The following is a 23,525-nucleotide window of genomic DNA, read 5'->3' as shown; positions in this document are numbered from 1 at the left end:
AAGGTATAATGAGCCGCCTCATGAATCGGCAGGGAGCTCACGGATGGCCATCTTAGTCAATGCTTCGTCTCGCGTCGTCGTACAAGGAATCACGGGTCGCGAGGGCGAGTTTCATACCCAACAGATGCTGGAATACGGCACCCAAGTCGTCGCAGGGGTAACGCCCGGAAAAGGCGGCGCTGAGACTCTGGGCGTGCCCGTGTTCGACTCAGTCGCCGAGGCTGTCGATAAGACCGGCGCGAACGTCTCCTGCATCTTTGTGCCCGCGCCTTTCGCCGCCGACGCCGTTTTGGAAGCCGGTGCAGCCGGATGCGAGCTGATCGTCTGCATCACCGAGGGCATCCCCGTACAGGACATGATCCGCACGGTCAACTATATCAAGCGGCACACCAAAGCCCGGCTGATCGGCCCTAACTGTCCCGGTTTGACCACGGCGGGGCAGTGCAAAGTCGGCATCATGCCCGCCATGCTGTTTTCGCCGGGTAGCGTCGGATTGGTCTCCCGCAGCGGCACGCTCACTTACGAAATCGTTCACGGACTCACCCAAGCGGGCATCGGCCAGACCACTTGCGTCGGCATCGGCGGCGACCCGATCATCGGCACGACCTTCATCGACGTGCTGCCGCTTTTTGAAGCCGATCCAGAGACCAAAGTCGTGGTGATGGTGGGCGAGATCGGCGGAGCCGACGAAGAGATCGCGGCGGATTACATCAAGCGCGAGATGAAGAAGCCGGTCGTTGGGTTTATCTCGGGCCGCACTGCGCCCCCTGGCAAGCGCATGGGACACGCGGGCGCGATCATTACGGGCGGAAAGGGCGGCGCCGATTCAAAGGTCTCCGCGCTCAAAGATGCGGGAGCGCCCGTGGCCGATACGCCGTCCGAGATCCCCGATCTGGTGCGGCAGGCTTTATCGAAACTCTGACGGATCGTACTCGTAGACGACGATCTCTTCCTGATCGTGGCTATTGGCGGCTGCCAGAACGTTGTCTTGCCCGGCAAAATCGCTGTGCGCCAAGATTGTGCTGCGCCCTTGAGGCGTTAGATCGAACAGTTTCCCGACCATCATCGGGTTGATCCCGACTGCGCCGCGAGCGTTCTCGACGACTTTGGCCAACCCCAATCGCCATCCAGCGGCTTCCTGCGGCGTCCATGGCGGCAGGTTGCACGAAGGCTGAGCCAAGATCGTGGCGTGAAGCTTATCGGTGATGAGGCGACTGACTTCCTCGTGAAAGGCGTCGTAGCAGATCATCGTGCCCAAAACGCCATAAGGCGTATCGACAGCGCCAAGGCTGTCCAGCGGCGCTTCGGACAGTTGTAGACCGATCTCCCTCTCCTCGTCCACCAGGCGCGTTTTGCATTGAATCTGTACAAGTTCGCCGCTGGAATCATATACAAAGGAGGCATTGTAGACCGAACCGAAGAGATTGATGGGCGCGCTGCCGGCGACAACCCACCAACCATGCCGAGCGGCTAAACGAGAGAAAGCCGCTTCGTAGTGTTGCCGGATGAACGGCGAAAGCAGTCGCAGCATCGCCCGCACGGGCGGATCGCCCTGCAACAGTAGCGGCTGGATCCTCTCCTGCTCGGCTTCGATCATGCGCGAGCCTGCTTCCATCGCGCTGGAGGCTGATTTGACCAGATCAAAGTGTTGGGTGAACGCAAGGCCAAGGCCGACGTCTTCGGGGAAGACCACGATCGCTTTTTGGGCCGCGCTTCTGGCGATCTGTTCGCCCAGCGCGTCGATGCGGGCGCAAAAGGCTTCCGGCGAGGCGTAATCCTCTAGTTGCCAGGCCATCTGCACGGCGACCAGGTTGCATCGTTCGCGGGCGTTGGTTGTCTTGCTCAATGGGGCGGGGTTCCTCAATATAATCTACGGTCGTCGCGCCCCAAAAGACAAGGGACTAAAGTCCCGGATTGGCGCCGATCCGTCAGTTTTCAGGAACGCAATGCGATCCGAAGAAGGCGAGCGCCCATGAGAGGTCGAGGTCGTCCACGATGCCGTCTTGGTTCAGGTCTGCCCGCGCGTCCGCAGTGCCGAAAGTCTCGAGCACGATCTCCAAGTCGCGCATATCGACTAGGCCGTTGCCGTCCGCGTCTGCGATGGGATCACAGTATCGGATGAGTAGCCAATCGCTGATGCTAGACCACTGGTGCACTGTGGAGCCGCCGATGTAGACGCCGCCTTTGCCGTCGATGACGACTTGATTCGCATTGTCGACGTTGCGGGCGGCGCCGCGGTAGACGCGGTACCAGGCCAGACGTCCGTCCGGATAAAGTCGAGCGGCGCCGGCGTCGATCTCTTCGTCGGAGTGGACGTTGATTGCAATGAAGGCGTTGCCGGCGATGTCGGTAGCGACGCTTTGACAGTAATTGTCCGACGTGCTGAAGTAGTATATGTTTCTCCAACTAAAAACGCCAGATTGATCAATTTTTGAAACCAGCGTATCGTTTCTGTGAAATCCTCCTAATACTAACGAACCTTGTTCTGATAGAGTCGCGTTTGGGTAGCCTATTGAATGTCGTCGAGGATCTTCGGATTGGTCAAGACGGTAGAAAACGGTATCTCCTTCGGCGGTCCAGCGTGTGGCAAGACCGCCAGTTCTTTGCCATCCGTTGTTGTAGATTACGAAAATGCTCGTCCAGCCATAAAGCGAGCCGTCCTTCGCAACTGCAATTCTGAAAGGGCTTCCGCCCCGACCGGTCGGCCCAGCATCGCGGTTCTCCCAGATAATGCTACCGTTGCTCGGGTCGATGCGGACGACGGAGAGCGTGCGCCCTTGTGCGACAAACTCGTCGTCAAATCCGTTGGTGAAAGAGCCGGAGACGTAGACTCTGTCCCGAACCTTATCCACAGCTAGCTGCATTGCGTTCGAGCTAATAGTAACTGGCGGCGACGGCAGACGGATCTGCTCCCAAAGCAACCGCCCCTGCCGGTCGAACTTGGCCACCAGCCAGGCGCGGCGACCCTCGATGTCGTAGTAGGCTTCGCCCGCCACATAGACGGCGCCCGAAGAATCGAGCGCAAGGTCGTGGACGACCTCGTGAAAGCCGTAGGGCGAATCATAAACGGTCCGCCATTCCTCTCGGCCTTCGGCATCGTAGGACACGATGAACAGGTCGCTGACGCGGTCTGCGTTGTCCTGATACCCGGCGACCAGGACTCGGCCCGCGTCGTCCACATCGAGCGCGATAGCATGATTGAGGCAACAGTTCAGCGGCGGTTTGTGAGCGATCCAGGCGATCTGACCGTTGGGCCGATAGAGTATTGTGCCCGTATCGGAACCAGCAGGATTGCCAGACCATCGGCCAGTCAAAACGATGCCCGACGGATGCAGTTTCATGTCTGTCAGAATGTCGCTACCGTGAAAGGGGCCGTCAAATCGTCGCCACCAGTCCATCGTGGCTCTCTGGCAGAACGCCAGACTGAAAGTAGAGCCGATCATTACTGCGATGAGACACATTCGAACAATGGGCAATGACATTTTCGTAACTCCTCAAGATGTCCGGCGGACTCAGTGTCGCCCGCCGGACTTGTCGATCGCTACCAGTCTGTACCGCAATACTTGCCAAAATTCTCCAGCACAATGGCAAGATCCGGGTCGTCGACTGTTCCGGAACGGTCAAGATCGAGCGTCGAACAGGCATCGGCGCTGTTGCCGAAGCATTCCAGCACGATCGCCAGATCGGTATCGTCGACAACGCCGTCGGAGTTGACGTCGCCGGGAAGCCTGCAATACCGGATCACGGCAATGTCTGTGCCCGTTTCGGCGCCGGTGGCCGTGCCGACGATGGCGAGGTTGCCGCCGCTGTCCATGGCCATCCAAACGCCCTTCTCAATGTCGTCGCCTGTCAGGTTGCCCTTGTAGCGCGCTTGCCAGCAAATAGCGCCATCGTTAGGGCGCAGACTGAGGGTCCAAAAATCCTCCTCCCCTTCATTGCCGTCCGATTCGCCTGTTACAAAGATGTAGCCGTGTGAATCGACCGCAAGGCTGCGCGCAAAATCCTTTGCATCGCCATCGCCTCCGCCATCGTATGCATTTTCCCAGATGGGAAGAGCGATCAGCTGCGGCGGATCGGCAATGGAGCGCTCGTTCTCCGGGTCAACGCCCGTTGCACGAAAATTCCGATGGTACTTTGCGACAAAGTAGGCCTCCTTATCCTCGCCTTGAGGCACACAGTAGCCTGCAGCAACGACAAATCCGTTCGAGTCGTAGACGACTTGCTCCAACTCGGACTTACCGATATAGGGGTCGTCGTACCAACAGAGCGTGCCGTCGGGCAGATACTTGATGAGGGCGCCGGTCGAGTTTTGGCCGGCAAAGCGGCCCGCCACGTAGACGTTCTTAGAGGGGTCCGTCGTTACCGATACTCCGGCTGAATCAGTCGTGCTGGAACTGGCATCGAAGACCTCGGCAAAGTCTACTGATCCGCCATCTCCAACATACTTTACGGTCAGTACATCATAGTTGCTTGGCGATACGGAGATTTGAGCTCTGCCTGTAAGTATGGGATCTCCATCTGCGTCTACCGTGATGGAGAGTCCCTCGTCGTGGCCGCTGGCGTTGTTGTTGTACCGGCGCGTGCCTACGGGATTATTCTCGTTCAGCTCTGCCCAGGTATTGCTGAATTCCCCATCGTTTCCGTTTAATCGGAGCGTAATCACATCAAACTTGTCGTTAGAGGCCAGCGATCGGCCTGTAACATACACATTTTGCTGACTGTCCAGCGCGATCGCGCGCGCTTCGTCGTCTCCGTGTCCGCCGTCGAAGTATCGAACCCATGCTGGGTTTCCAGATTGATAGTTGTACGGATACTTGACAACGACGTAGTCTAGGCCGATGCCGCTGGAGCGCGTAGCCGCGCCGCACACATAGACCGCGCCCAGACCGTCTACCGCGATGCCGTACCCCTTGTCCACGCCGGGGTTGGAGGAGTTGCCGTTGAACGCCGCCCTCCACTGCTGGGTGCCGGCCTTGTCGTACTTAGTCACGACGATGTCCGATTCGCCGTCCTTTACGTCGGTTCCAACGATGTAGACGTTCCGTTGGCTGTCCACGGCTGCTTTGGCCGCAAGATCGTTGTAAGCCGTCGCATCGGTCTTGTCCCATGCAAATCGCGCGGAAGCTGTCGGCGGATTGCAGGACTGTGTCCAAGCGAAGACTAAGGAGACTGCGAAGGTCGAGGCGGTGAGGACGATTCTACCCCCCCGTGAGCATCGATAGACGACCGAACCGCAAGCATACTGGCTCATGGCGAGACTTCCTGTATTATACGAGATGTGAGGGAACCGCATCCGCCGATCTATGAGACGGCAAATGTCGGGCAAAAGTTCCAGGCAAAGTTACATCTGATAAAAACACGGGTCGAAGTCTCTCTCTTCCAGCCGGTCGAGGATCTCCCAGGTCAATCGAATAGAGGGGTTCGGAGTTTGTTCGACCGGATCCCAGCCAAAAATAAGCCTGAAGGCGTGATAGGCCGGAGAGTGAGGCAGCGGAAACCGATCGAAGATGTCTTTCCAGCCTCTTAGCATCTCAAAGGTCTCCTTGTCCGGCAGAATGTCGAAATCGAACGCCCCGCAGACCCGCTCCAAATAGTCTGCCTTCTCCTCGTCCGTTTCCAAACGGGTTGGAACCTGGGACGGATCCTCGACGTCTGGATAGAGCGATCCGTCGATATACTGGTCAAGCATTCTGGCATCCCGAACTGTTCGGATCGATGCGCAAGAACGCATCGCTGAACCATCGTCTTACTAATCCTGCCTTGGATCGTTCTGCGTCGTTAAGAATCGAATCGAGGGGCCTTCGGCCCTCCAACCGACGCAGGTGCGCGGCGACAAGAGCTTTAGCGCTTTCGATGTTCGCTTCATCGTTCTTCATGGCCCACAACTCCCAGCACTCGGTTGCGGTCGTTAGTCCGGAGGCGACCAATTCGTAGATGTCCACAAAGTCTCTTGGCGCGCCTCGTTGCACCAGGGCGTTCATTTTAGACCCAATGTTGTCTCTCAGAGTCTCGATCTTAAGCGGGGGCCAGGCGCTGTCTATAGGCTCGTCGAGAGCCTTGTCTCGAACGGCGATCTGAAAGCTGAAGACCTTGCGGCTCTTGTCGTCGACGAGTTCGATGGAATCGGTAGCGCCGAACCGCTTCTCGCGCAACGACAAGTTGTGCGCTTTTGCCGTTCGCTTCATCGCTTCGCGAACAAGGTTCAAGTCGTTTTCCTCTCGTGCGGACTTCCACCATGCGTCGATGTCCTGTGTTGGCCGATGATCGACGTAGTGTTTGAGCGCGATGCCGCCGCCGATAACGATGTTGTCGGAAGCAATCAAGCGCGCGAGTTCCTGCAAAATGGCCTCGGCGATCGGTGGCAGGCTAGCAGGTCGCGTTGGGTCCGGCCTTTTATCGTTGTCGGAAGAGTTCTTCATAGTTGCCAGCCAGCTTGAATGGTACCGCAATTGGTACGACAGGATTCCCCGCCCCGCCCACGAACCTGAATATCCACCGATGGATCGAGAGGCGGCCAAGATTCGCATCGAAGAACTCTCCAAAGAGATCGAACGGCACAATTATCTATATCATGTGCTCGACCGGCCCGAAATCCCCGACGCCGAGTACGACCGGATGTTTCGCGAACTGGCCGAGCTCGAAGCCGAGCATCCCGATCTCGCCTCTCCCAATTCGCCCACCCAGCGCATCGGCGCGCCGCCGCTAAAGGCTTTTGCCACCCATCGGCATCGGGAGGCCATGCTCAGCCTGGACAACGCCTTTGGAGAGGAGGAGCTTGTCGCCTTCGATCAGCGCGTTCGCCGCTTCTTGTCGATGCCGACCGAGCAGCCGATCGAATACCTGTGCGAGCTGAAGATCGACGGCCTGGCCATATCGCTCACCTATCAAGAGGGCGCATTGGCGGTCGGCGCGACAAGGGGCGACGGCGAGCAGGGCGAGGACGTAACGCCCAACATCAAGACCATTCGACAGATTCCGCTCCACATCAATGAGGCCGCGATGCTGGAGGTGCGGGGCGAGGTCTATCTAAGCCGTTCGGAGTTCAGGCGCATCAACCGAGAGCGAGAGGAGGCGGGCGAGCCGCCTTTCGCCAATCCGCGCAACTGTGCGGCAGGCTCCTTGCGCCAGCTGGACAGCCGGATTACTGCACGGCGACAGTTGCGATTCTGGACCTATGGGATCGCGGGAGGCGACCAGTTTGCCACGCACATGGCGATGTTGGAGCATGCGCGGGCTCTGGGCTTCCCGGTCAATCCGCACAGCCAAATAGTAACCGACATCTCGGGCGCTTTGGACTATTGCCGCGCCTGGCAGGATCGGCGGCACGAGCTGGATTACGAGACCGACGGCGTCGTGATCAAAGTCAACAACCGTGGGCTACAACGCGAGTTGGGCTTTACCAACCGCGCTCCTCGTTGGGCGGTAGCCTTCAAATATCCCAGCGAGCAAGTTACAACGCGCATTCGAGAGGTAACCTGGCAAGTGGGACGAACCGGCGCCTTGACGCCTGTGGCCGAGATGGAACCGGTCGAGGTGCGCGGCGTCGTCGTCTCTAGGGCGACCCTGCACAACGAGGACGAGATCCGCCGCAAGGACATCCGAGTCGGCGATACGGTGGTCGTCCAGCGCGCGGGCGAGGTGATTCCAGAAGTCGTCGAGGTCGTCCTCTCCGCCCGCACCGGACAAGAACAGCCCGTCAGAACCCCGCCCAACTGCCCGGTATGCGATACGCCGGTTCAGCGCGATCCGCAATACGCGGTGGTCAAATGCCCCAATCGCGACTGCCCGGCCCAAGCCGTGGAGCGCATCCATCACTTTGTCGGCCGCAACGCGATGAATATCGAGGGCTTTGGCGCCAAGTGGATCAAACGCCTGTTCGAAGAAGGCCTGATCCGAGACGCCGCCGACCTGTATGCGCTGAGCGAGAAGCGCGATCAAATAATCTCCTTGGATCGCATGGGCGACAAACTGGCCGACCGCCTGCTAACGAACATAGAAGAGTCGAAAACCGCGCCGTTGGAAAGGCTGATCATGGCGCTGGGCATCCCCATGGTGGGCGAACAGGGCGGGCGGCTATTGGCGCAGGCCTTCGGATCCTTGGATCGCCTGATGCAAGCGCGCGAAGAAGAGTTGATCGCCATCGACGGCGTTGGCCCCGAGACCGCGCGCGAGATCACCGCCTACTTTGCCGACTATCGCAACCAGGAGTTCGTCCAAAGGCTTATGCGGCATGGTGTTGTGGGAATTTCAAGCAAGCCCGAACCGGCAGGCAACCAGTTAGAAGGCTTGACCTTCGTCTTCACAGGCACGTTGGAGCGCATGGACAGAGAAGAGGCCGAGGAACTGGCCAGACGATACGGTGCCAAGACGACTGGCAGCGTCAGCAAGAACACGACCCATCTGGTGGCCGGGCCGGGCGCGGGCAGCAAGCTTCTCAAAGCCCAAGAATTGGGCGTGCCCGTGCTGACCGAGCAGGAGTTCTTCGCCATGATCGGCTTATAATAAAGGGTATGCGGCATCACCCGTGGCGATCGGTACTGTGCCATTTGCGCCAGAAGTTCTACCGCTGGTGCGAGCCGTCGTGCCGACGATACGCCGCCTTTTATGCCGCGCCCGATGTGCGCCTCTATGCGCCGGACGGCCAGAGGCTGTGGTTCGTGTATGGCCTTGGTCCGTCGCCCGATTCGCCCTATTGGGAGGCGCGGTTTCTCGATTTCGGCTTGATCCTCGAGGGCGCCAACCAACCCAGAGAGTTCCTGCCCTATGCTGCAATTCGCGACGTTTCGCTGCCCTCGGCCTCTTGGCCCTCCCACGTTGTAGAGGTCTCCGGCGCTCCGATCATCTTCGATGCCGCGCTGATGCGGACGGAGGACGCCAACTATCCAGTGTTCGGCGCTGTGGACGAGCAAGGCTCGCGCGATGTCTGCCTTTGGAAAGCCGTGGTCTCCGGGGTCAACGTGGATCGGCTGCGACAGTCGATTTAGGTACAATCCGCTCAATGCGCAAGTTCCACCTGGGCACGGCCGAGCAAGCGCCTCCCCACATGCCCGTTCATCTGGAGCAGGGAGAAGGCTCGCTAGGCTGGCTACTGTACTTAGTGCAACGGCGCAAATTAGACCTGATCGACGTGCCCCTTGCGCCCCTTGCCGCCGAGCTGATCGATTACTTCCGCCAAGTTCAAGACTTGGACGAAGGCGCGGATACGGCGGCCGCGCTGGCCTATTTGGTCGAACGAAAAGCCGAACGACTGTTGGCGCCTCCCCCCGAGCCGGAAGAAGAGCCAGAGCCGCCGGAACCGCTGCCCGACGAATATCGCGAGTTGGGTCGGCTCTTGAAGACGCTGGAGGCCGCGCGGTCGCTGGTCTTCTTCCGCCGAGCCGATCCGGCCTATGACGATTACGAACTGCCGCCGCCTTTCGGCGCGTTGCCCGCCGACGAACTGGCCAAATCTTTAAGGCGACTTTTGGAGCGCGCGTCGAGGGAGCCGCTCGCCATCCCCGAACGACCGCGCTACTCGATCAAGATGCGAATGATCGAACTGCTGGCCGTGCTGAACCGATCGGAAGAGCCGGTCGAGTTCGAGTCGGTCTTAGAGCCGCCATTCACACGACTGGACGTGGTGCTGTTTTTCATGGCGGTCTTGGAGCTTCTGCGCTTGGGCGAGGCGGACGCGATCGTAGAGGACGGCAAACTCTGGCTGAGGCGGATTGAAGCGTAGTCGGCCTCCCGTAACGGCGTTCGGAACGCCAGGCTTCCGCCTGGCCCCTTTTAGGATTGCACAGGGTTCGATTCGTACTCAAAATTGTGCTACATTTTGAAAAAATCCCTTTCGTCAGACCAAATTAACGGGCGGGCGAGCGTCCCCGCGAGCCGATGATCGGAACGCCGCTATCGCCGGGCCCGCTTTGCGCAACTTACGTGGAAAGGATCGGTTCTCGCAAAAGACGCAAAGAAGGGCCACCCGGAAGGGTGGCGTTCCGAAGGGCGTTCCCCCAACGAACGGCCTTTTGAGAAAATGTAGCACAATTTTGAGTACGATTCGACCCTAAAAAATCGTCTTAAGCGCCGACCGAATCACCGCCGAAGCGACCGGTACGGGCACCGCATTCCCCGCTTGGCGCCGCGTCTGGCTATAAGTGCAGACAATTTGAAAGTCCTCCGGAAAGCCCTGCAATCTCAGCATCTCCCGCTCTGTCAGCCGCCGCACGCCGTCCACCAAAAGATAGTTGTGCGACGCCCCCGCGCGCAAAGCGCAAGAGAACGGGTGCTTGCTCACATGGCCGCTCTTGTTCTCGTGCCAGATGGTCGGCTCTGCTCCCGGACGATGCGCGATGGCTCTTTTGCGTCGAATATCCTCCGACGCGAAGAACTTGTCCGCCACCGAACGCTCCAATAGGGCTGACAAGGGCCTCATTCGTGCGCCGCCCGTTGGCCACTCAAAGTTCGCGCGAGAGTCCTTGAACCCGACAATGAAGACTCGCTCTCGCTTTTGCGGGAGGCCAAAGTCTAGCGCGTTCACTACCCGCCATTCGGCCCGATAACCCAAACCTCGAAGCGTTTCCAGGATCGTTCGCAAAGTCTCGCCTTTACGGTGGCCTGCCAGGGCTTTAACGTTCTCCAGCACAAAGGCAGCCGGTCGTTTGGCGTCCAAGATTCGCGCGATCTCAAAGAAGAGCGTGCCGCGAGTGTCCTCGAATCCCTTCATCGCGCCCGCGATGCTAAAGGGTTGGCAGGGAAAACCGGCCAGCAACAGATCGTGATCAGGAATCTCCGAGGAAGCGATGGTTGTAACGTCGCCTACGGGTTCAAAGCCAAAGTTCACTCGGTAAACGCGCCTGCAGTCTGGGTCTATGTCGCAGGCGAACGCGCATTCGCTGGAAATCCCAAGGGAGCGACACGCCTCGACCGCCGCCAGATGAAAGCCCCCAATGCCGCAAAAGAGGTCTACGAAACGCATCGCGCTCCGATTCTACCGCTTGTCGTGCGGTTCGTTCGCGCTTTCGACCGCGCCGCCTTCAACGCTCAATATCTTCTTGTCCGACAGATAGGGCAGCAGCAGACTGACGCGCCGGTTTGAGAAGTGGTATGGATCGCTCGGTACTCTCAAGCGTGCATCTGCATAGCCTCGAACGCTCGATACTTGGTCGGTCGGCACGCCGGAGTCTTCTAAAGCCCGGCGGGCGGCATTCGCACGGTCCGACGACAATTCCCAGTTGGTGTAGCTTCGTCCGTGAGCATAGGGACGGCTGTCGGTATGGCCTTCGACCACGATCGGATTGTCCAGCTTCGAAACCTCTGCGCCGATCAATCCGAACGCCTTGACCGCGGCAGGCTTCATGCGCGCGCTTCCTAGCTCGAAAAAGAGCGGCTCCGCGCCTTCGACTAGTTCGATCCGCAAGCCTTCGTCCACGATCTTGACCGTCAGATGATCTTTCAGAGCGGCCAGATCGCGCATGGCTGCAAAGGCCTTTTCCAGCGATTGCTTGATCTGAGCGAAGCTCTTTTGCTGCTCTTCCTTGGTCTTTGGCTTCTTGCCTTGCGGGCTTTCGCGCGACTCGTTGTCCTTTGCCGTGGTCGGCGGCTTAAAGCCCTCCAATTCAATGGGGCTTTTGCCCTGGGGCTGGACTTCCAAGATGCCGCTTGGGTCTCGAAAGTAGCCCGCTATGGCTCGCCGCGTTTCCGAATCCAGCCCGATCAGCCACATGACCAAGAAGAAGGCCATCATAGCCGTTACAAAGTCGGCATAGGCCACCTTCCATGCGCCGCCGTGGTGTCCGTGCCCGCCTTTTTTCTTCTTTATTACGCGGATTTCGTCAGCCATGCCTTATGCCGCCTGCGCCTGGTTGGCCGCGGCCGAGACGGCGCCCTTCGCCGCCTCTTCCAACTCTTCGAAGGTGGGCCGGTAAGTCGGTTCGATCGAGCGCCGGGCAAACTCGACGCACGTCATAGGCGCATCGCCCCGAGCGAATGAAATGAGGGCATGGCGAATGCACTGCAGATACTGCTCCTCGGCCTTTACGATCGCCTCGACCGCTTGCGCCAGCGGCTGAAACACGCCGTAGGCCATCAAGATTCCCAACAGCGTGCCGACTAGCGCGGCGGCGACCTTGTGCCCGATCTCGGCCGGCGATCCATCGATGGCGCCCATGGTGATAACGACGCCCAGAACCGCCGCAACGATTCCGAACGCAGGCATCGCATCGCCGACCTTGGAGAGAATATCGACCGGTTTCATCGCCTCGTGGTGGTGAGATTCCAAGTCGGTCTCGGTCAGGTCGCTCAGCTCGTACGCGCCCACGGAGCCGGTCAAAACGACCTTCATCGTATCGCAAAAGAAGTGAGTGGCATGGTGGTTGGCCAAGAAGGTCGGGTTCTGGCTAAAGATGGCGCTTTCTTCCGGTCGTTCGACATGCTGTTCCAGCGCCAACAGCCCCTCCTTTCGCGCCAAAGTGAAGAGCGCATAGAGCATCTTGAGCGAATCGAGAAAGGCAGGCTTGGTGTAGGGACTGGGTTTAAGCGTGCCGAGCACCGCTTTGAAGACGGTCATAAGGCCCGACATGCCGCTGCCAATGAGCATGGCGCCGAGCGCCGCGCCGTTCAGAATGATGATTTCCGAGATCTGAATCAGCGCGCCGATCTGACCGCCGTGCATGATGTAGCCGCCAAGAATGGCGCCAAACATCACGACCGTACCAATGATAACGAACATAGACCGCGCCCTCCTGGCAAACTGCGTCCAGGTAAATCTTAGGCGCTTCTGGCGGGATTAGTTATCCGCCAAATCTACCAGTAAAGCGCGGCCCGGCTACGGATTGATCGCCCCGCCGCTAAGGATTATCGGCGCGTTGTGTTTTTTCAGTACTTGGTTGACGCCTTCGATCTCGCGGGTCAGGAAACTGTTCGCCTTGGTCATAAAGTCGCGATATTCGGCCTTCATCTCCTCAAAGAACTCGATCTGGGCTTTGGTTGGGCCCGTTGGTCCGTCCATCGCTCCCGATGCGGACTGTAGGCGGCTTCGCATCCTTGGTCCGCTCGCCCATTGGGGGCTAGAGGCAGGCGCATCGGCAATCGCTTTGAGGTCGCCCGCATGTTTCAGGGCGTCTTCCACGGCCTTTTCTGACTCTGTACGGGCTGCGCCTTCGAGCCTCGCCCGAACCACGCCCTGCACATGTCTCAGCTGCTCCTCGACGGAGGTCAGCGCATTGATCGCCTCTCTCAGCGCGGCGTTCATTTCGGTGCCTTCCACGGCTAAGGCATGGCCGCGAACGATGTTCTGCCGGACCGGTTCCAATGCGGGCTCTAGGGTAACTTCGATGGGTGTTTCCAGCTTTTTATCGCCGATGGTTAGTCTCGCCGTATACTTGCCGGGCAGAGCGTTAATGCCGGGCGAGAAGCCTCGCCCCCGACCGCCTGTAGGTTGGGGCGGAGGCGTGCGCCGAGTGCGCGGCGGCGTAACGCGAAGGTCCCAATAGACTCTGTTGACGCCCGCCTCGGTGGGAGCGTTGTTGATCTCCCGCACAACCTCGCCCTTGTCGTTCAGTATCTCCAATTGCATCCGGCCCGCGGGCTTCGATTTCAGGTAGTAGCTGATCGGGGCTCCATAGGGCGGCACGTTCGCAACATACGCTCGATCCCCGCCTCCGAATCGAGCAAAGCGAGAGGTGTGCCGCATCGCTCGCTTGACCTCGAACAGATAGGAATCGCCCGCAGCGACCGCCTTGGACAGGTCTTGGATGGGCGTCGCCTCGTCAAAGACCCAGATACTGCGACCGTGCGTGCCAACAATCAGGTCGTTCTCTCGCGGATGGATCGCAATGTCGTGCACCGATACGTCCGGAAGATTGCCCAGCCCCAGGAAGAACCATTTGCCGGTCTCCCAAGAGGCGTACAGTCCGATTTCGGTGCCCGCGTAGAGCAGATTCGTGTTCCGCGGGTCTTCTTTGACGACCCAGACTTCGGCCATCTCGGGCAGATCGCCGCTGATGCTCCGCCAGGTTCGTCCGCCGTCGGTCGTCTTAAAGATATAGGGCCGATAGTCGTCGAACATGTGGCGGTCGAAGGCGACGTAGCAGACGTTGGCATCGGCGCGCGATGGCTCTACGTGCGAGACGGGGGAATGCGCCGGCACGCCGGGAACCGTCAACTCCGTCCAATTCCGACCGTCGTCCATGGTAACAAAAAGCTTTCCATCGTCCGATCCCGACCAGATAACGCCGCGCTTGATGGGCGATTCGGCCAGCGAGATGATCGTGCAGTGGTACTCGGCCGTCGTGTTCTCGCGCCAAATAGGACCGCCTGCCTCGCCCTGCTTTGCCGGATCGTTGGTAGTCAGGTCGGGGCTGATAATCTCCCACGTCGAGCCGAAGTCCTTGGAGCGGAAGACCACGTTGCCGCCCACATAGACCGTGTTGTCGTCGTGCGGAGATGGCACGACGGGCGTGTTCCAGTTAAAGCGATACTTGAGCTGATTGACCGGGCCGCCGTCGTTGCGCCTGGGCTGGGGGCTGATGTTCTCCTGTATACCGCGGCCCATGTGAGTGCGAACGACGTTGCCGCCCTGCGATTCGGAGATCATCCATTCCGGGTCTTTTGGGTGGGCGAGCGTAAAGTAGCCGTCGCCGAAGCTGACCATCTTCCAATGATCGTTGACGATGCCGCCTTCCTTGGTGCGCGAAGGGCCTCTCCAGCTTCCATTGTCCTGCAATCCGCCCGAGACGTTGTAGAAGGGCAGGGCATTGTCGGCGAAAACCTGATAAAACTGACCGAGCGGGATGTTGTTGATCGGGTCCCAGTTCTCGCCCATGTCGTACGAAACGGCAAAGCCGCCGTCCTGGCCCTGCCAGATGCGCCGTGGGTCTTTCGGGTCGATCCAAAGCGCATGATAATCCGAGTGCGTCGAGCCAGAAATGCGCCGAAAAGTCGTCCCGCCATCGATCGACACAAACATCGAAGCGGCCAGCGCATAGACTCGATTCGGGTTGACCGGATCGACTCGAATGTCCGTGTAGTAGAAGCCTCTCGAGATGATCTCTTGCTGCTCGCTGACCCGTCTAAACGATTGGCCGTGATCGTCCGACCGAAACAGCACGCCCTCGTTCGTCTCTGCGGCAACATAGACGATGTTCGGGCTGCTGGGGGCAACCTTTACGGCAATCCGCCCCACTAGCTTAGGCAGGCCGTTGGTAACCTTCTTCCAGGTCATCCCGCCGTCGATCGATTTGAACAGGCCGCCGTTCTCGCTGCCGCTGGTGTGCGTCCACATCTTGCGCTCAAACTTCCACATTCCGGCGTAGACGATGTTGGGGTTGCGCGGATCGATGTCGATATCGCTGGCACCGTGCTGATCGTCAATGTAGAGCGTCTTGTTCCAGCTCTTTCCGCCGTCTTTGGTAACAAATACGCCTCGCTCGGGATGCGGGCCATAGATGTGGCCGACCGCCGCAACGTAGACCGTATCGGAATCCCGCGGATGAACGAGCATTCGCGCAATGTGGCGCGTCTCTTTTAGCCCAAGGTGGGTCCAAGTCTCGCCGCCGTCGGTCGATTTGTAGACCCCGTTGCCGAACGAAACGCTGTTGCGCACGTTGGCCTCGCCCGAACCCAGCCAAATCTCTTCGGGATTGTTGGGGTTCAGCGCCATGTCGCCGACCGAAAGCGTGCCCTTGCGATCCAACAGCGCGCGCCAAGTCTTGCCGCCGTTCAGCGTCTTCCAGGCGCCGCCCGAGCCGGTGCCGACGTACATCACTGCCGGATCGCCGGGGACGCCCTCAACGTCTGTCGTGCGGCCGCCCATGTTGGCCGGTCCGATGCTGCGAAACTCCAACCGACTGAGCATGTCGGCGTTCTGCGAGAAAGCAATATGCCCAAACAGGGCCAAAGCGACAGCGAGAATCTTCATGCCAGTTGCGTTCGCCAAGGGGCCGCTTCATCCTGCCAAGCGAATGGCTCTCAGCAGCACCCGTACCATCATCTCAGGGGTGAGCCTGCCGGTAAACGTGTTCTGTTGGCTCGGATGATAGCAACCGAGCAGCCATCGACCGTCGGTCAACTCGATCGCGCTGTCGTGCGCAAACGTCGCTTTTGCGTCCAACCAACCTCTCAATCGAGCAAGCCGTACCGTTTCATCAAAGGCGATCTTGCCAAGGGCAAAAAACAGTTTTAGATTCGGCATCAGGTCTGCCGTGCGCTCGAAATAGGGGCGGCAGTTGGCCAATTCTTCGGCGTTCGGCTTGTTGCCGGGAGGGGCGCAGCGGGCGACGGCGGTGATCGCGATCCCGTTCAGTTTCAGGCCATCGTCCAGGCCGACTGCCCAAGGCCGATTGCACAACCCCACGGCATGGAGCGCTCGATAGAGAAAATCCCCCGAGCCGTCTCCTGTGAACATTCGGCCCGTCCGGTTCGAGCCGTGCGCTCCGGGCGCCAGCCCCACCATTAAGATAGGCGAGGCTGGGTCGCCAAAGTTCGGCACCGGTCTTGCCCAATACTCCTGATCGCGATAGGACGCCCGCTTGACCTCGGCGACGCGCCTGCAGTGATCGCGAAGCCGAGCGCATCGATCGCAGGCGACCGTGTCTGCCTGAAGCCGCTCCCAGTTCACGCGATGAACTGCTTAAGGTAGTTGCGACCGATCAGGAATCCCTCTTCGCGCCCGACCGCGCCGTCCTCATGCTCGATAGAGAGCGTGCCGTTGTAACCGATCTTGCGAAGGGCTGCTATGTACTCTCCCCACTGTACGCGACCAAAGCCGGGGATCACATATCGCCACCATCCCGAGCCGTGATTGCCCACAAACCTCAGCCGCTCGTCCACGATCTCGGTGTCCTTGGCGTGCGTGTGAAAGATGCGCGGGGCGAAAAGGCTGACGGCGGTAACGTAGTCGATGCCTTGCCAGAGCAGGTGCGAAGGGTCGTAGTTGAGGCCAAAGTTCTCGTGAGGCACAACCTCGAAGAGCCTCTGCCAATGGTCGAGCGCCATGATATTGGTGGCAAACCAATTCTCCAGCGCGATCTTGACGCCTTTGCCGCCGGCATAGTCGAGCAACGGCGGAAACACCTGGAGGCAATCCTCTTCGATCGTCTGCGTCCGGCTTTTGCCTGCAGGCGGCAACCCGGCCAAGGTGCACACGATCTCAACCCCGAGCGTTGCCGCTGCATCTATAGCGATCTTGATCGCCGCATTGTTCTCGGCTCGGCGCGTCGGATCGGCATCGGTATTGTTGCAGTAACAAGCGATGGCCGAAAGCGGCACGCCGTAGCTGTCAATCATCGACTTCAGCAGGTCGGTGTTTGGCTGGCGCAGATCAAAGTGAGGGTGCCCATAGCCGCAGGCCAGTTCGATCCCGCCAAAGCCGTTTTGCGATGCGAACTTGAAGACATGCTCCAAAGGCGCATCGCCGAAAGGAGCCGTCAATATGCCAACGTACATTCGTTTCTCCGTGAGTTTGGGATTTGCGCCAAATTCGCCGTCGCTGGGCGAACTCCTGGCTATGTTGCGGAAAGCCCTTACTCCGTGTCATAATAAGCCACTTGGCGACTCGCCAAAAAATTGACTTGACTTAGAGTTGTAGGAGGCACATGGAAGCGCCAGTGAGTTTCGATAAGGCAAGCGTTGTGCGCGCCGATTGGTACCGTTCGTTATCGAAGTATGAGAAGCCCGATGTAAAGAAAGCCGTAGGCCAGTTGCTCGATACCATGCTCCCTTTCTTTGGTCTCTGGGCGCTCATGATATGGATGATCAATCAAGGCTACTCTTATTGGCTGTTGTTGCCGCCCCTCGTGCTGGCGTCCGGCCTGCTGGTTCGGATTTTCATCTTCTTTCACGACTGCGGCCACGGCTCGTTTCTGCCGTCAAAGAAGTGGAATACGTTCCTGGGATATCTGACAGGCATCATCACCTACACGCCTTATGAAGAGTGGCGACTCAGCCACGCCGAGCACCATGCATCGGTCGGCAATCTGGACGAGCGCGGCCACGGCGACATCTGGACGCTGACCATCGACGAATACAAGAGCGCCCCTTGGTACACCAAGGTCGCTTTTCGCGTCTACCGCAATCCCTTTGTCATGTTCATCATCGGTCCCCTGGTGATGTTCATGATTTTGCAGCGATTTGCTTCCAAAAACGCCCAGCCTCGCGAGCGGCGCAGCGTCTACATCACAAACGTTGCTCTCGTCGCCCTATGGGTGACGATGCATTACACGATCGGCCTCAAAACCTATCTGATGATCCAGGTCCCCATCATGATGATTTCCGGCACGCTCGGCGTCTGGCTCTTCTACATCCAGCATCAATACGAAGATGTCTATTGGCAGCGCCACGACGAATGGGACCCGATCAAAGCCGCTCTCGAAGGAAGCTCGTACTACAAGTTGCCTGGGTGGCTTCAGTGGTTTACGGGCAACATCGGCTTGCATCACATCCATCACCTTAGACCGAGAATCCCCAACTACACCCTTCAACAGGTGTTCGACGAGGTGCCGGAGCTGCAGAACATTGAGCCGATAAGCATCTGGAAGAGCTTCAAATCTCTTTTCCTGCACCTGTGGGACGAGAAGAAGCAAGAACTGGTCGGCTTCCGCGCGCTGAAGACCCAGACCGAGTAGGGTTTGAACTTAGGCGGGAACCCAAAGCGTCTAAACGGCGGTATACTCTAAACGGAGGTATGCACTCATGCCACAGCGCGGAATTTCGGTCGCTCTTATTGCGCTTATCTTGATCCTTGTGATCTTTGCCGCCAACCTTTCGGGCCGCAATCTCGATCCCAAAGACCCGATGGAGTCGGCAGGCGAGGAGCCGGTCGTCAATCAGCCGGTCAAGCCCTATTCGGTCGACGAGGTTAAAACCAAGACACAGGCCGCCATTAAACAAGAAAACGTCGCAAAGCCCGAACCGGGCCACGAAGGCCACAACCACGGTCCTGGCGAGCATCCCCACGGCGAAAAGAACCCAGAAGCCAAATCAACCACCGGACTGCCGGAGCCCGACCCCAAAAAGGCTCAACTAGGAACGGGCAGCAAGCAAGTTGAGATCGAGGCCGACCCCAAGAAGGAAGTCATAGATCGATGGTGGGAGAAGGTGCCGGTCAAGACCGAGAAAGGCAAGTAGGCAAGCGCTCAAAGCGGAATGCTCAGTCGAACGATCATCCTCCGATTGGCAGACCGCCCCCGAATTCGCAACTGGTTTTCGCGCAGCCGCCTGACGCAAAGCCTTATTCGCCGCTTCATTGCGGGCGAGGACGTTTCCGAAGCCATCGCTGTCGCGCAGGATCTTGAGGCCAACGGCTTTGAGGTCTCTCTTGATCATCTGGGCGAGAACGTGCGCGATGCGGCAGAAGCCCGTCGGGCGCTGGAAGACTACATCCACTTAGTCGACGAGATCGGTCGCGCAGGCATCGACTCAACCATCAGCATCAAGCTGACCCAGCTCGGCCTCGATGTCGATCAAGCTCTCTGCCAAGATCAACTCTTAGGTTTAATCGAGGCTGCGACCGAGAGAAACATCTTTGTCTGGATCGATATGGAAAGCAGCGACTACACCGACCGGACGTTAGACCTCTTTGAGTCCGCCTATGCGCAGAGCAGACAGGTCGGCACGGTGCTTCAAACTTATCTCTACCGAACTTCCGAAGATCTGGACCGGCTGCTCGGGCTCGGCGCGCGCATTCGCTTGGTCAAAGGCGCCTATCTCGAGCCGGCGACAGTCGCCTATCGGCGAAAGTCAGAGGTAGACGAGAACTACGTTGCCTTGATGCACCGCCTGATCGAACAAGGCAATTTGCCCGCGCTCGCCACCCACGACCCCAAGCTGATCGCCTCGGCCAAAGCTCAATTAGAGGCGTTGAAGCGCGACAAGAGGAGCATCGAGTTCCAAATGCTGTACGGCATCAGCCGAGAGACGCAGACTAAACTAGTATCGGAAGGCTATCGCACGCTGATCTATGTGCCGTATGGCGACCAATGGTATCCCTACTTCGTCCGCCGCCTGGCCGAACGCCCTGCCAATCTCTACTTCGTTCTCAAGAACCTGCTTCGGCGCTAAAAGAGCGTCTTGAACTCTAACGAGCCGCGCAGGTTTTGCCGCGCCGAACCGTCCTTGCGATGCTCGTAAAAGGCGCTCTCCAATCCCAAAACGATGAACTTGTCCGCGCTCAGCTTATGGTCGAAGGCGACGCGGAAGGTGTGCGCCGTGCGCTTGTCGGCGCCGATCGATTCCGATTCCAATCGATATCCAAACTCAAAGTTGGCTTGGTCGAACGCCTTGCCGACCAAAGAGAGGCCGCCCTTGCGCGTCTTCTTACGCTGTTGGTCGTGCCATTCCGTCCGATACTCGCCCTTTAAGCCCAACCGACTGCTGATGGTTGATTGAAGCGTCCAGTTCGAAAATCCGGTCGCCTGAACGATGGAGCCGAGCACGACATCGCCCCTCGCCTGTTCAGGGTAGCTCACAAAATCGTGAACCAGGGTCAACCGGTCGTTCAACTTGTAGTCCAGATGGTAATTGCGAATCTGATGCTGCGCGCCGTCCGGCATGGTTCGAATCTTATAGGATGCCGACAAGTGATACGGCAGTTTCGGATCGCCGTTCGAGGCGAACTTGAAGGTGCGATCGGCCGCCCGACCCTTTCCGGGAACGAAGACGCCCGCATAGTTGGCTTCTAACAGGCTCGTTCCCCAATTGGCCTTGAACTGGAAGCCCTTTTGCTCCTTGTGCCAAGCGCCCTTGTCGGCCAGAGAATTGAACGTGAAGCTGAACTCCGCATTGTTCAAGAATAGAAAGTCGATCGGTTTGACCGTCTTCAGACCAAAGTCGGACTGGGACTTCACGCTCTGATTATCGACTCGCTGCTCGATGTAAGTTCCGCTAAACGCAAGACCTGCAAACGCTGTCTGAGTAAGGCTTGCAGACAGCGCACGGTGTCCTTTCTGACCTTCGACCAATCGACGAGTTTCGGAGAAACTAACCGTGCTGCCAGGCTTCAAGGTCCATTCGATCTTGCTCTCGCGCACGATTTCGTCAGGGGCGCCCTCGCGCATGGCTCGCGCCTCAGCCATTGTAACCTTAGCGCTCTTGTTGATTTGGTACTGAGCGTTGAGGTAGTCATAATCCTCGCTCACGTCGCCTTCCGCTTTCGTGTCCCGGCTTTCGACTGTTAGATTAAGACTACGCCAGTTTTGGCTGACGAACTTGTAGTAGTCGGTCTTCTTTTCGACCGGTCGGCCAATCGCGCCGCCCGTCTCGCGCGATTCAGTGAAAGCGGTCAACTGACCAAAGCCCAAGTTCCTCTCCATCGCGCTCTTGGCGTAATGGTCGAACAGCAGGGGCCTCTCAGGGTCGTTCTCGTCAAACCGATCGCCGTTAAAGCTCAGTTGCGTCAACTTGTCGGGATTCCATGTCAAACCGCCGCGCAAACGGTTCGTGCGGGTCTTTTGCTCCGCGTTCGAAGCGCCATAGTGGAACAGCTCTGCGCCGATGCCGGCGATGAGCGCGGTCTTGATGGTCAAATCTTGCTGATTGGAGCCGCGGAGAGCGCCCAGCAGTTTCCTTTCCCCTTCTTGTTCTGCCAGGTCTCCGCTGCGAGCGAACTCGGCATCGACGCTTCGACGATTGAACGCCGCCTCGAACTTGGGCAGCGCGATCTTGTAGCTCTCGCGATGGAACCCGCCCTTTGCCGCGTCTGCATCGGTCTGAGCGGCATAGAGGCTTGCGTTGCCTAACTGGATCGTGCCGTCCCATTGCGTTCGGCCTATTCCGCGCTCGTTGTGGAACAGCGCCCGCTCGATAGGAGCCAAATCGCCCATGCGCTTGAACTCCTGATCGATGGATCGCGTCAGGTAGTTGAAAGCAAAGTTGGGCGAGGCATAGCTCAGGCGGTCTTGCTGCAGGTCGCCGCCCATCGCGTCTTTGATCGCCGATCTCGACCATTCTACACGGCCGTTCTTCCCAAGGGAGGCGCCAAACCGTTGCATATCTCGGCTAAGCCCCAATTCTTTGGCCGCTTGCTGTCGCTCTTGGTCGTTGATCGCGTTGGCTTTGGGGTCGTAGAAGCTCTTGACTTCGAGAGCCAGCTCGTTCAATTCTCCAGGCGCCAAGTCGTTCAATCGCTTGAACTCGGAGTCGGCCTCGCGATGCATGTGCGAAGCAGTCCAGCCATTGCCGCCTATCCTAAAGTTCTGACGCTCGAAACCGGCCTCGCCTTGGCCAATTCGGCTTTGGTTGATCGAGAGGAAGTTTGCCTTGCCGCCCTCTGCGCCCCAGCCAAGATTCCAGCCTTCTCGCTTAAGGCCCTTCTCTCGCGCCCATTGGCCCTTCTCGCCTTCGGCCAGATGGTCGAACCGTTTGAATTCCTTGCCGATCTCTTGATTAAAGGCCGAGAACTTGAGCTGTCCCAAACCAAGGCTTAGGTTCTGTCGGGAGATCGATGCGCCGCCCTCTTCGATCGCGGATTGATCGAACTTCAGCTCTCCGGCGCCGAGTCCAATCCGGCCGCCCATGCCCGTCCGAGAGATGCCTTTCTCTCTGGCCCAATCGCCGCGCTGCTGTTCGGCCAAATCGTTAAACCGGGCGAAGCTGGCGTCTGCGCGCCGGTCGTTCCAATAGAAGCCAAGGCTCTTGGAGTCGAACTGGAGCGAGCGGGTCTCGATCGACCCCTTCGAGTCGGTGATTCGGCTGAAATCTTGCTTGAGCGACGCGCCGTGTCCAAGGTCCATGCCAAATCCGAGGCCAAATCTTCGTATGCCCTTCTCTTTATCCCACTGGCCGACCTGAGCGGCGTCAAGTCCCGACTGTCCGCCCAACATCTTCGCTGCCGAGAAGCCCGCCCCAATGTCCTGATAGTTGACGCTGAGTTTGAGACCGCCTCGGTCATAAGCAAACTTCTGCGATACGAACCGCTCTTGGCTGCCGCCCGTTTGTACCGGCGACTTGGCGTCCGCCTCGTGCGGCGCGGCATAGGCCTGAAGCTGGCGGCGAGAACCCATAAAGAACAGGCCGTCCCACTGCGCGCCCTGACCGATGCCCAGTTTCTGGGCAAGTCCAAACGCTTGCGATTGCCAGACCGATCCATCCGCCGCTTGCTCGGTCGGAGTGGTGGCCATCAATGCGCTGATCCCTCCGCTGTTGCCAAACGAGAGCGCAATCAGCGAGAGGTTCTTAGCGCCATTGGTCGCTTGGCCGTTCTTGCTGTATCGATAGTGGATCGTTACAGAGGAAGATCGCCGCACCGGTTCGGCGAAGGCGATCGTGCCGGAATCGCGATCCAGGAAGTAGTCCGCGTCGCGCTTTAGCCGACGGCCGTCGATGTAGACGCTTTCTGAACCTGGGATGATCGGTGCGTATCGAAGCGTGTAGCCGGCTCGAGTGCCGTTGCCGGGGAGTAGATCTGAGGAGGCAACCCCGACTTCGTTCGATGCGACGGCGGTCGATTTTCCCTGGTCGCCATAGAGCGAAATCGCCGACGCGTTTTGCGCCTGCGAAACTACGCTCGAAGCGGCCAGCCCGAGCAACCCGATCCAGAGGACGCGCCTCAT

The 23,525-nt window shown here is 58.8% G+C and carries 19 protein-coding genes; 7 read left to right on the top strand and 12 right to left on the bottom strand.

From position 1 onward, the window contains the following. The first annotated feature begins 43 nt into the window (after positions 1 to 43). A complete protein-coding gene (gene sucD / locus HUU60_04045) occupies positions 44 to 922 on the top strand; it encodes a succinate--CoA ligase subunit alpha (protein ID NUL81881.1) in 879 nt (292 codons plus the stop codon). On the opposite strand, the gene HUU60_04040 is transcribed toward sucD, so the two are convergent. From HUU60_04040 to HUU60_04020, 5 genes are all read right to left on the bottom strand, one after another. After that, complete coding sequence (locus HUU60_04040; GenBank protein ID NUL81880.1) at positions 908 to 1,846, bottom strand: hypothetical protein; 939 nt, start codon at positions 1,844 to 1,846, stop codon at positions 908 to 910. The two genes, sucD and HUU60_04040, sit on opposite strands and share 15 nt — an antisense overlap. An 82-nt stretch (positions 1,847 to 1,928) precedes the next feature. Continuing rightward, positions 1,929 to 3,482, bottom strand: a complete 1,554-nt coding sequence (locus HUU60_04035; GenBank protein ID NUL81879.1) for a hypothetical protein — start codon at positions 3,480 to 3,482, stop codon at positions 1,929 to 1,931. 59 nt (positions 3,483 to 3,541) lie between these two features. After that, complete coding sequence (locus HUU60_04030) at positions 3,542 to 5,251, bottom strand: SBBP repeat-containing protein (protein NUL81878.1); 1,710 nt, start codon at positions 5,249 to 5,251, stop codon at positions 3,542 to 3,544. Positions 5,252 to 5,341: 90 nt separating this feature from the next. Further along, a complete protein-coding gene (locus tag HUU60_04025; GenBank protein ID NUL81877.1) occupies positions 5,342 to 5,689 on the bottom strand; it encodes a hypothetical protein in 348 nt (115 codons plus the stop codon). After that, complete coding sequence (locus HUU60_04020; protein NUL81876.1) at positions 5,682 to 6,419, bottom strand: nucleotidyl transferase AbiEii/AbiGii toxin family protein; 738 nt, start codon at positions 6,417 to 6,419, stop codon at positions 5,682 to 5,684. Before HUU60_04020 ends, HUU60_04025 begins: the two co-directional genes overlap by 8 nt. Before the next feature lie 79 nt (positions 6,420 to 6,498). Here HUU60_04020 and ligA point away from each other — a divergent pair, with 79 nt between their 5' ends. Genes ligA through HUU60_04005 form a run of 3 tightly spaced genes read left to right on the top strand, consistent with a single transcriptional unit; the run spans position 6,499 to position 9,718 of the window. Continuing rightward, entirely contained in the window at positions 6,499 to 8,502 is a 2,004-nt protein-coding gene (gene ligA / locus HUU60_04015; GenBank protein NUL81875.1) for an NAD-dependent DNA ligase LigA, read from the top strand. 8 nt (positions 8,503 to 8,510) lie between these two features. Next, positions 8,511 to 8,984, top strand: coding sequence for a hypothetical protein (locus HUU60_04010; GenBank protein NUL81874.1), 474 nt, complete (start codon positions 8,511 to 8,513; stop codon positions 8,982 to 8,984). 14 nt (positions 8,985 to 8,998) lie between these two features. Further along, on the top strand, positions 8,999 to 9,718 hold the full coding sequence (locus HUU60_04005) for a hypothetical protein (protein NUL81873.1): 720 nt from the start codon (positions 8,999 to 9,001) through the stop codon (positions 9,716 to 9,718). Between the two features lie 327 nt (positions 9,719 to 10,045). On the opposite strand, the gene dcm is transcribed toward HUU60_04005, so the two are convergent. The 6 genes from dcm to HUU60_03975 all read right to left on the bottom strand — a co-directional run bounded on the left by dcm (position 10,046) and on the right by HUU60_03975 (position 17,424). After that, the gene (dcm, locus tag HUU60_04000; protein ID NUL81872.1) at positions 10,046 to 10,957 is read right to left on the bottom strand and encodes a DNA (cytosine-5-)-methyltransferase; all 912 of its coding nucleotides are present in this window, start codon (positions 10,955 to 10,957) and stop codon (positions 10,046 to 10,048) included. A 12-nt stretch (positions 10,958 to 10,969) separates the two neighbouring features. Next, entirely contained in the window at positions 10,970 to 11,821 is an 852-nt protein-coding gene (locus tag HUU60_03995; GenBank protein NUL81871.1) for an OmpA family protein, read from the bottom strand. A 3-nt stretch (positions 11,822 to 11,824) separates the two neighbouring features. Beyond that, complete coding sequence (motA, locus tag HUU60_03990; GenBank protein NUL81870.1) at positions 11,825 to 12,709, bottom strand: flagellar motor stator protein MotA; 885 nt, start codon at positions 12,707 to 12,709, stop codon at positions 11,825 to 11,827. A 96-nt stretch (positions 12,710 to 12,805) separates the two neighbouring features. Continuing rightward, positions 12,806 to 15,898 (bottom strand): hypothetical protein, encoded by a 3,093-nt coding sequence (locus HUU60_03985; GenBank protein NUL81869.1) that lies wholly within the window; start codon positions 15,896 to 15,898, stop codon positions 12,806 to 12,808. A 27-nt stretch (positions 15,899 to 15,925) separates the two neighbouring features. Next, positions 15,926 to 16,597 carry a uracil-DNA glycosylase gene (locus tag HUU60_03980; GenBank protein NUL81868.1) on the bottom strand — a complete coding sequence of 224 codons (672 nt, stop codon included), beginning with the start codon at positions 16,595 to 16,597 and terminating at the stop codon, positions 15,926 to 15,928. Then, a complete protein-coding gene (locus HUU60_03975; protein ID NUL81867.1) occupies positions 16,594 to 17,424 on the bottom strand; it encodes a sugar phosphate isomerase/epimerase in 831 nt (276 codons plus the stop codon). The genes HUU60_03980 and HUU60_03975 overlap by 4 nt, the downstream gene beginning before the upstream one ends. 296 nt (positions 17,425 to 17,720) lie before the next feature. On the opposite strand from HUU60_03975, the gene HUU60_03970 reads away from it, so the two are divergent. From HUU60_03970 to HUU60_03960, 3 genes are all read left to right on the top strand, one after another. After that, complete coding sequence (locus HUU60_03970) at positions 17,721 to 18,602, top strand: fatty acid desaturase (GenBank protein NUL81866.1); 882 nt, start codon at positions 17,721 to 17,723, stop codon at positions 18,600 to 18,602. Between the two features lie 67 nt (positions 18,603 to 18,669). Continuing rightward, on the top strand, positions 18,670 to 19,104 hold the full coding sequence (locus tag HUU60_03965) for a hypothetical protein (GenBank protein ID NUL81865.1): 435 nt from the start codon (positions 18,670 to 18,672) through the stop codon (positions 19,102 to 19,104). A gap of 18 nt (positions 19,105 to 19,122) precedes the next feature. Further along, positions 19,123 to 20,037, top strand: coding sequence for a proline dehydrogenase family protein (locus HUU60_03960; GenBank protein ID NUL81864.1), 915 nt, complete (start codon positions 19,123 to 19,125; stop codon positions 20,035 to 20,037). Here the strand turns inward: HUU60_03960 and HUU60_03955 are convergent. Next, positions 20,034 to 23,525: a hypothetical protein gene (locus HUU60_03955; protein NUL81863.1), complete on the bottom strand. Its 3,492-nt coding sequence runs from the start codon at positions 23,523 to 23,525 to the stop codon at positions 20,034 to 20,036. The two genes, HUU60_03960 and HUU60_03955, sit on opposite strands and share 4 nt — an antisense overlap.

This window comes from Armatimonadota bacterium (assembly GCA_013359125.1).
In the GTDB taxonomy this organism is placed as follows: domain Bacteria; phylum Armatimonadota; class Fimbriimonadia; order Fimbriimonadales; family GBS-DC; genus JABWCR01.
This window is presented reverse-complemented; position numbering and strand designations above follow the sequence as displayed.

Excerpts from the sequence above, each read along its gene's own strand:
- sucD (NUL81881.1), top strand. The coding sequence starts at position 44 with ATGGCCATCTTAGTCAATGCTTCGTCTCGCGTCGTCGTACAAGGAATC.
- HUU60_04035 (NUL81879.1), bottom strand. The coding sequence starts at position 3,482 with ATGTCATTGCCCATTGTTCGAATGTGTCTCATCGCAGTAATGATCGGC.
- HUU60_04030 (NUL81878.1), bottom strand. The coding sequence starts at position 5,251 with ATGAGCCAGTATGCTTGCGGTTCGGTCGTCTATCGATGCTCACGGGGG.
- HUU60_04025 (NUL81877.1), bottom strand. The coding sequence starts at position 5,689 with ATGCTTGACCAGTATATCGACGGATCGCTCTATCCAGACGTCGAGGAT.
- HUU60_04020 (NUL81876.1), bottom strand. The coding sequence starts at position 6,419 with ATGAAGAACTCTTCCGACAACGATAAAAGGCCGGACCCAACGCGACCT.
- ligA (NUL81875.1), top strand. The coding sequence starts at position 6,499 with ATGGATCGAGAGGCGGCCAAGATTCGCATCGAAGAACTCTCCAAAGAG.
- HUU60_04010 (NUL81874.1), top strand. The coding sequence starts at position 8,511 with ATGCGGCATCACCCGTGGCGATCGGTACTGTGCCATTTGCGCCAGAAG.
- HUU60_04005 (NUL81873.1), top strand. The coding sequence starts at position 8,999 with ATGCGCAAGTTCCACCTGGGCACGGCCGAGCAAGCGCCTCCCCACATG.
- dcm (NUL81872.1), bottom strand. The coding sequence starts at position 10,957 with ATGCGTTTCGTAGACCTCTTTTGCGGCATTGGGGGCTTTCATCTGGCG.
- HUU60_03995 (NUL81871.1), bottom strand. The coding sequence starts at position 11,821 with ATGGCTGACGAAATCCGCGTAATAAAGAAGAAAAAAGGCGGGCACGGA.
- motA (NUL81870.1), bottom strand. The coding sequence starts at position 12,709 with ATGTTCGTTATCATTGGTACGGTCGTGATGTTTGGCGCCATTCTTGGC.
- HUU60_03985 (NUL81869.1), bottom strand. The coding sequence starts at position 15,898 with ATGAAGATTCTCGCTGTCGCTTTGGCCCTGTTTGGGCATATTGCTTTC.
- HUU60_03975 (NUL81867.1), bottom strand. The coding sequence starts at position 17,424 with ATGTACGTTGGCATATTGACGGCTCCTTTCGGCGATGCGCCTTTGGAG.
- HUU60_03970 (NUL81866.1), top strand. The coding sequence starts at position 17,721 with ATGATATGGATGATCAATCAAGGCTACTCTTATTGGCTGTTGTTGCCG.
- HUU60_03965 (NUL81865.1), top strand. The coding sequence starts at position 18,670 with ATGCCACAGCGCGGAATTTCGGTCGCTCTTATTGCGCTTATCTTGATC.
- HUU60_03960 (NUL81864.1), top strand. The coding sequence starts at position 19,123 with ATGCTCAGTCGAACGATCATCCTCCGATTGGCAGACCGCCCCCGAATT.
- HUU60_03955 (NUL81863.1), bottom strand. The coding sequence starts at position 23,525 with ATGAGGCGCGTCCTCTGGATCGGGTTGCTCGGGCTGGCCGCTTCGAGC.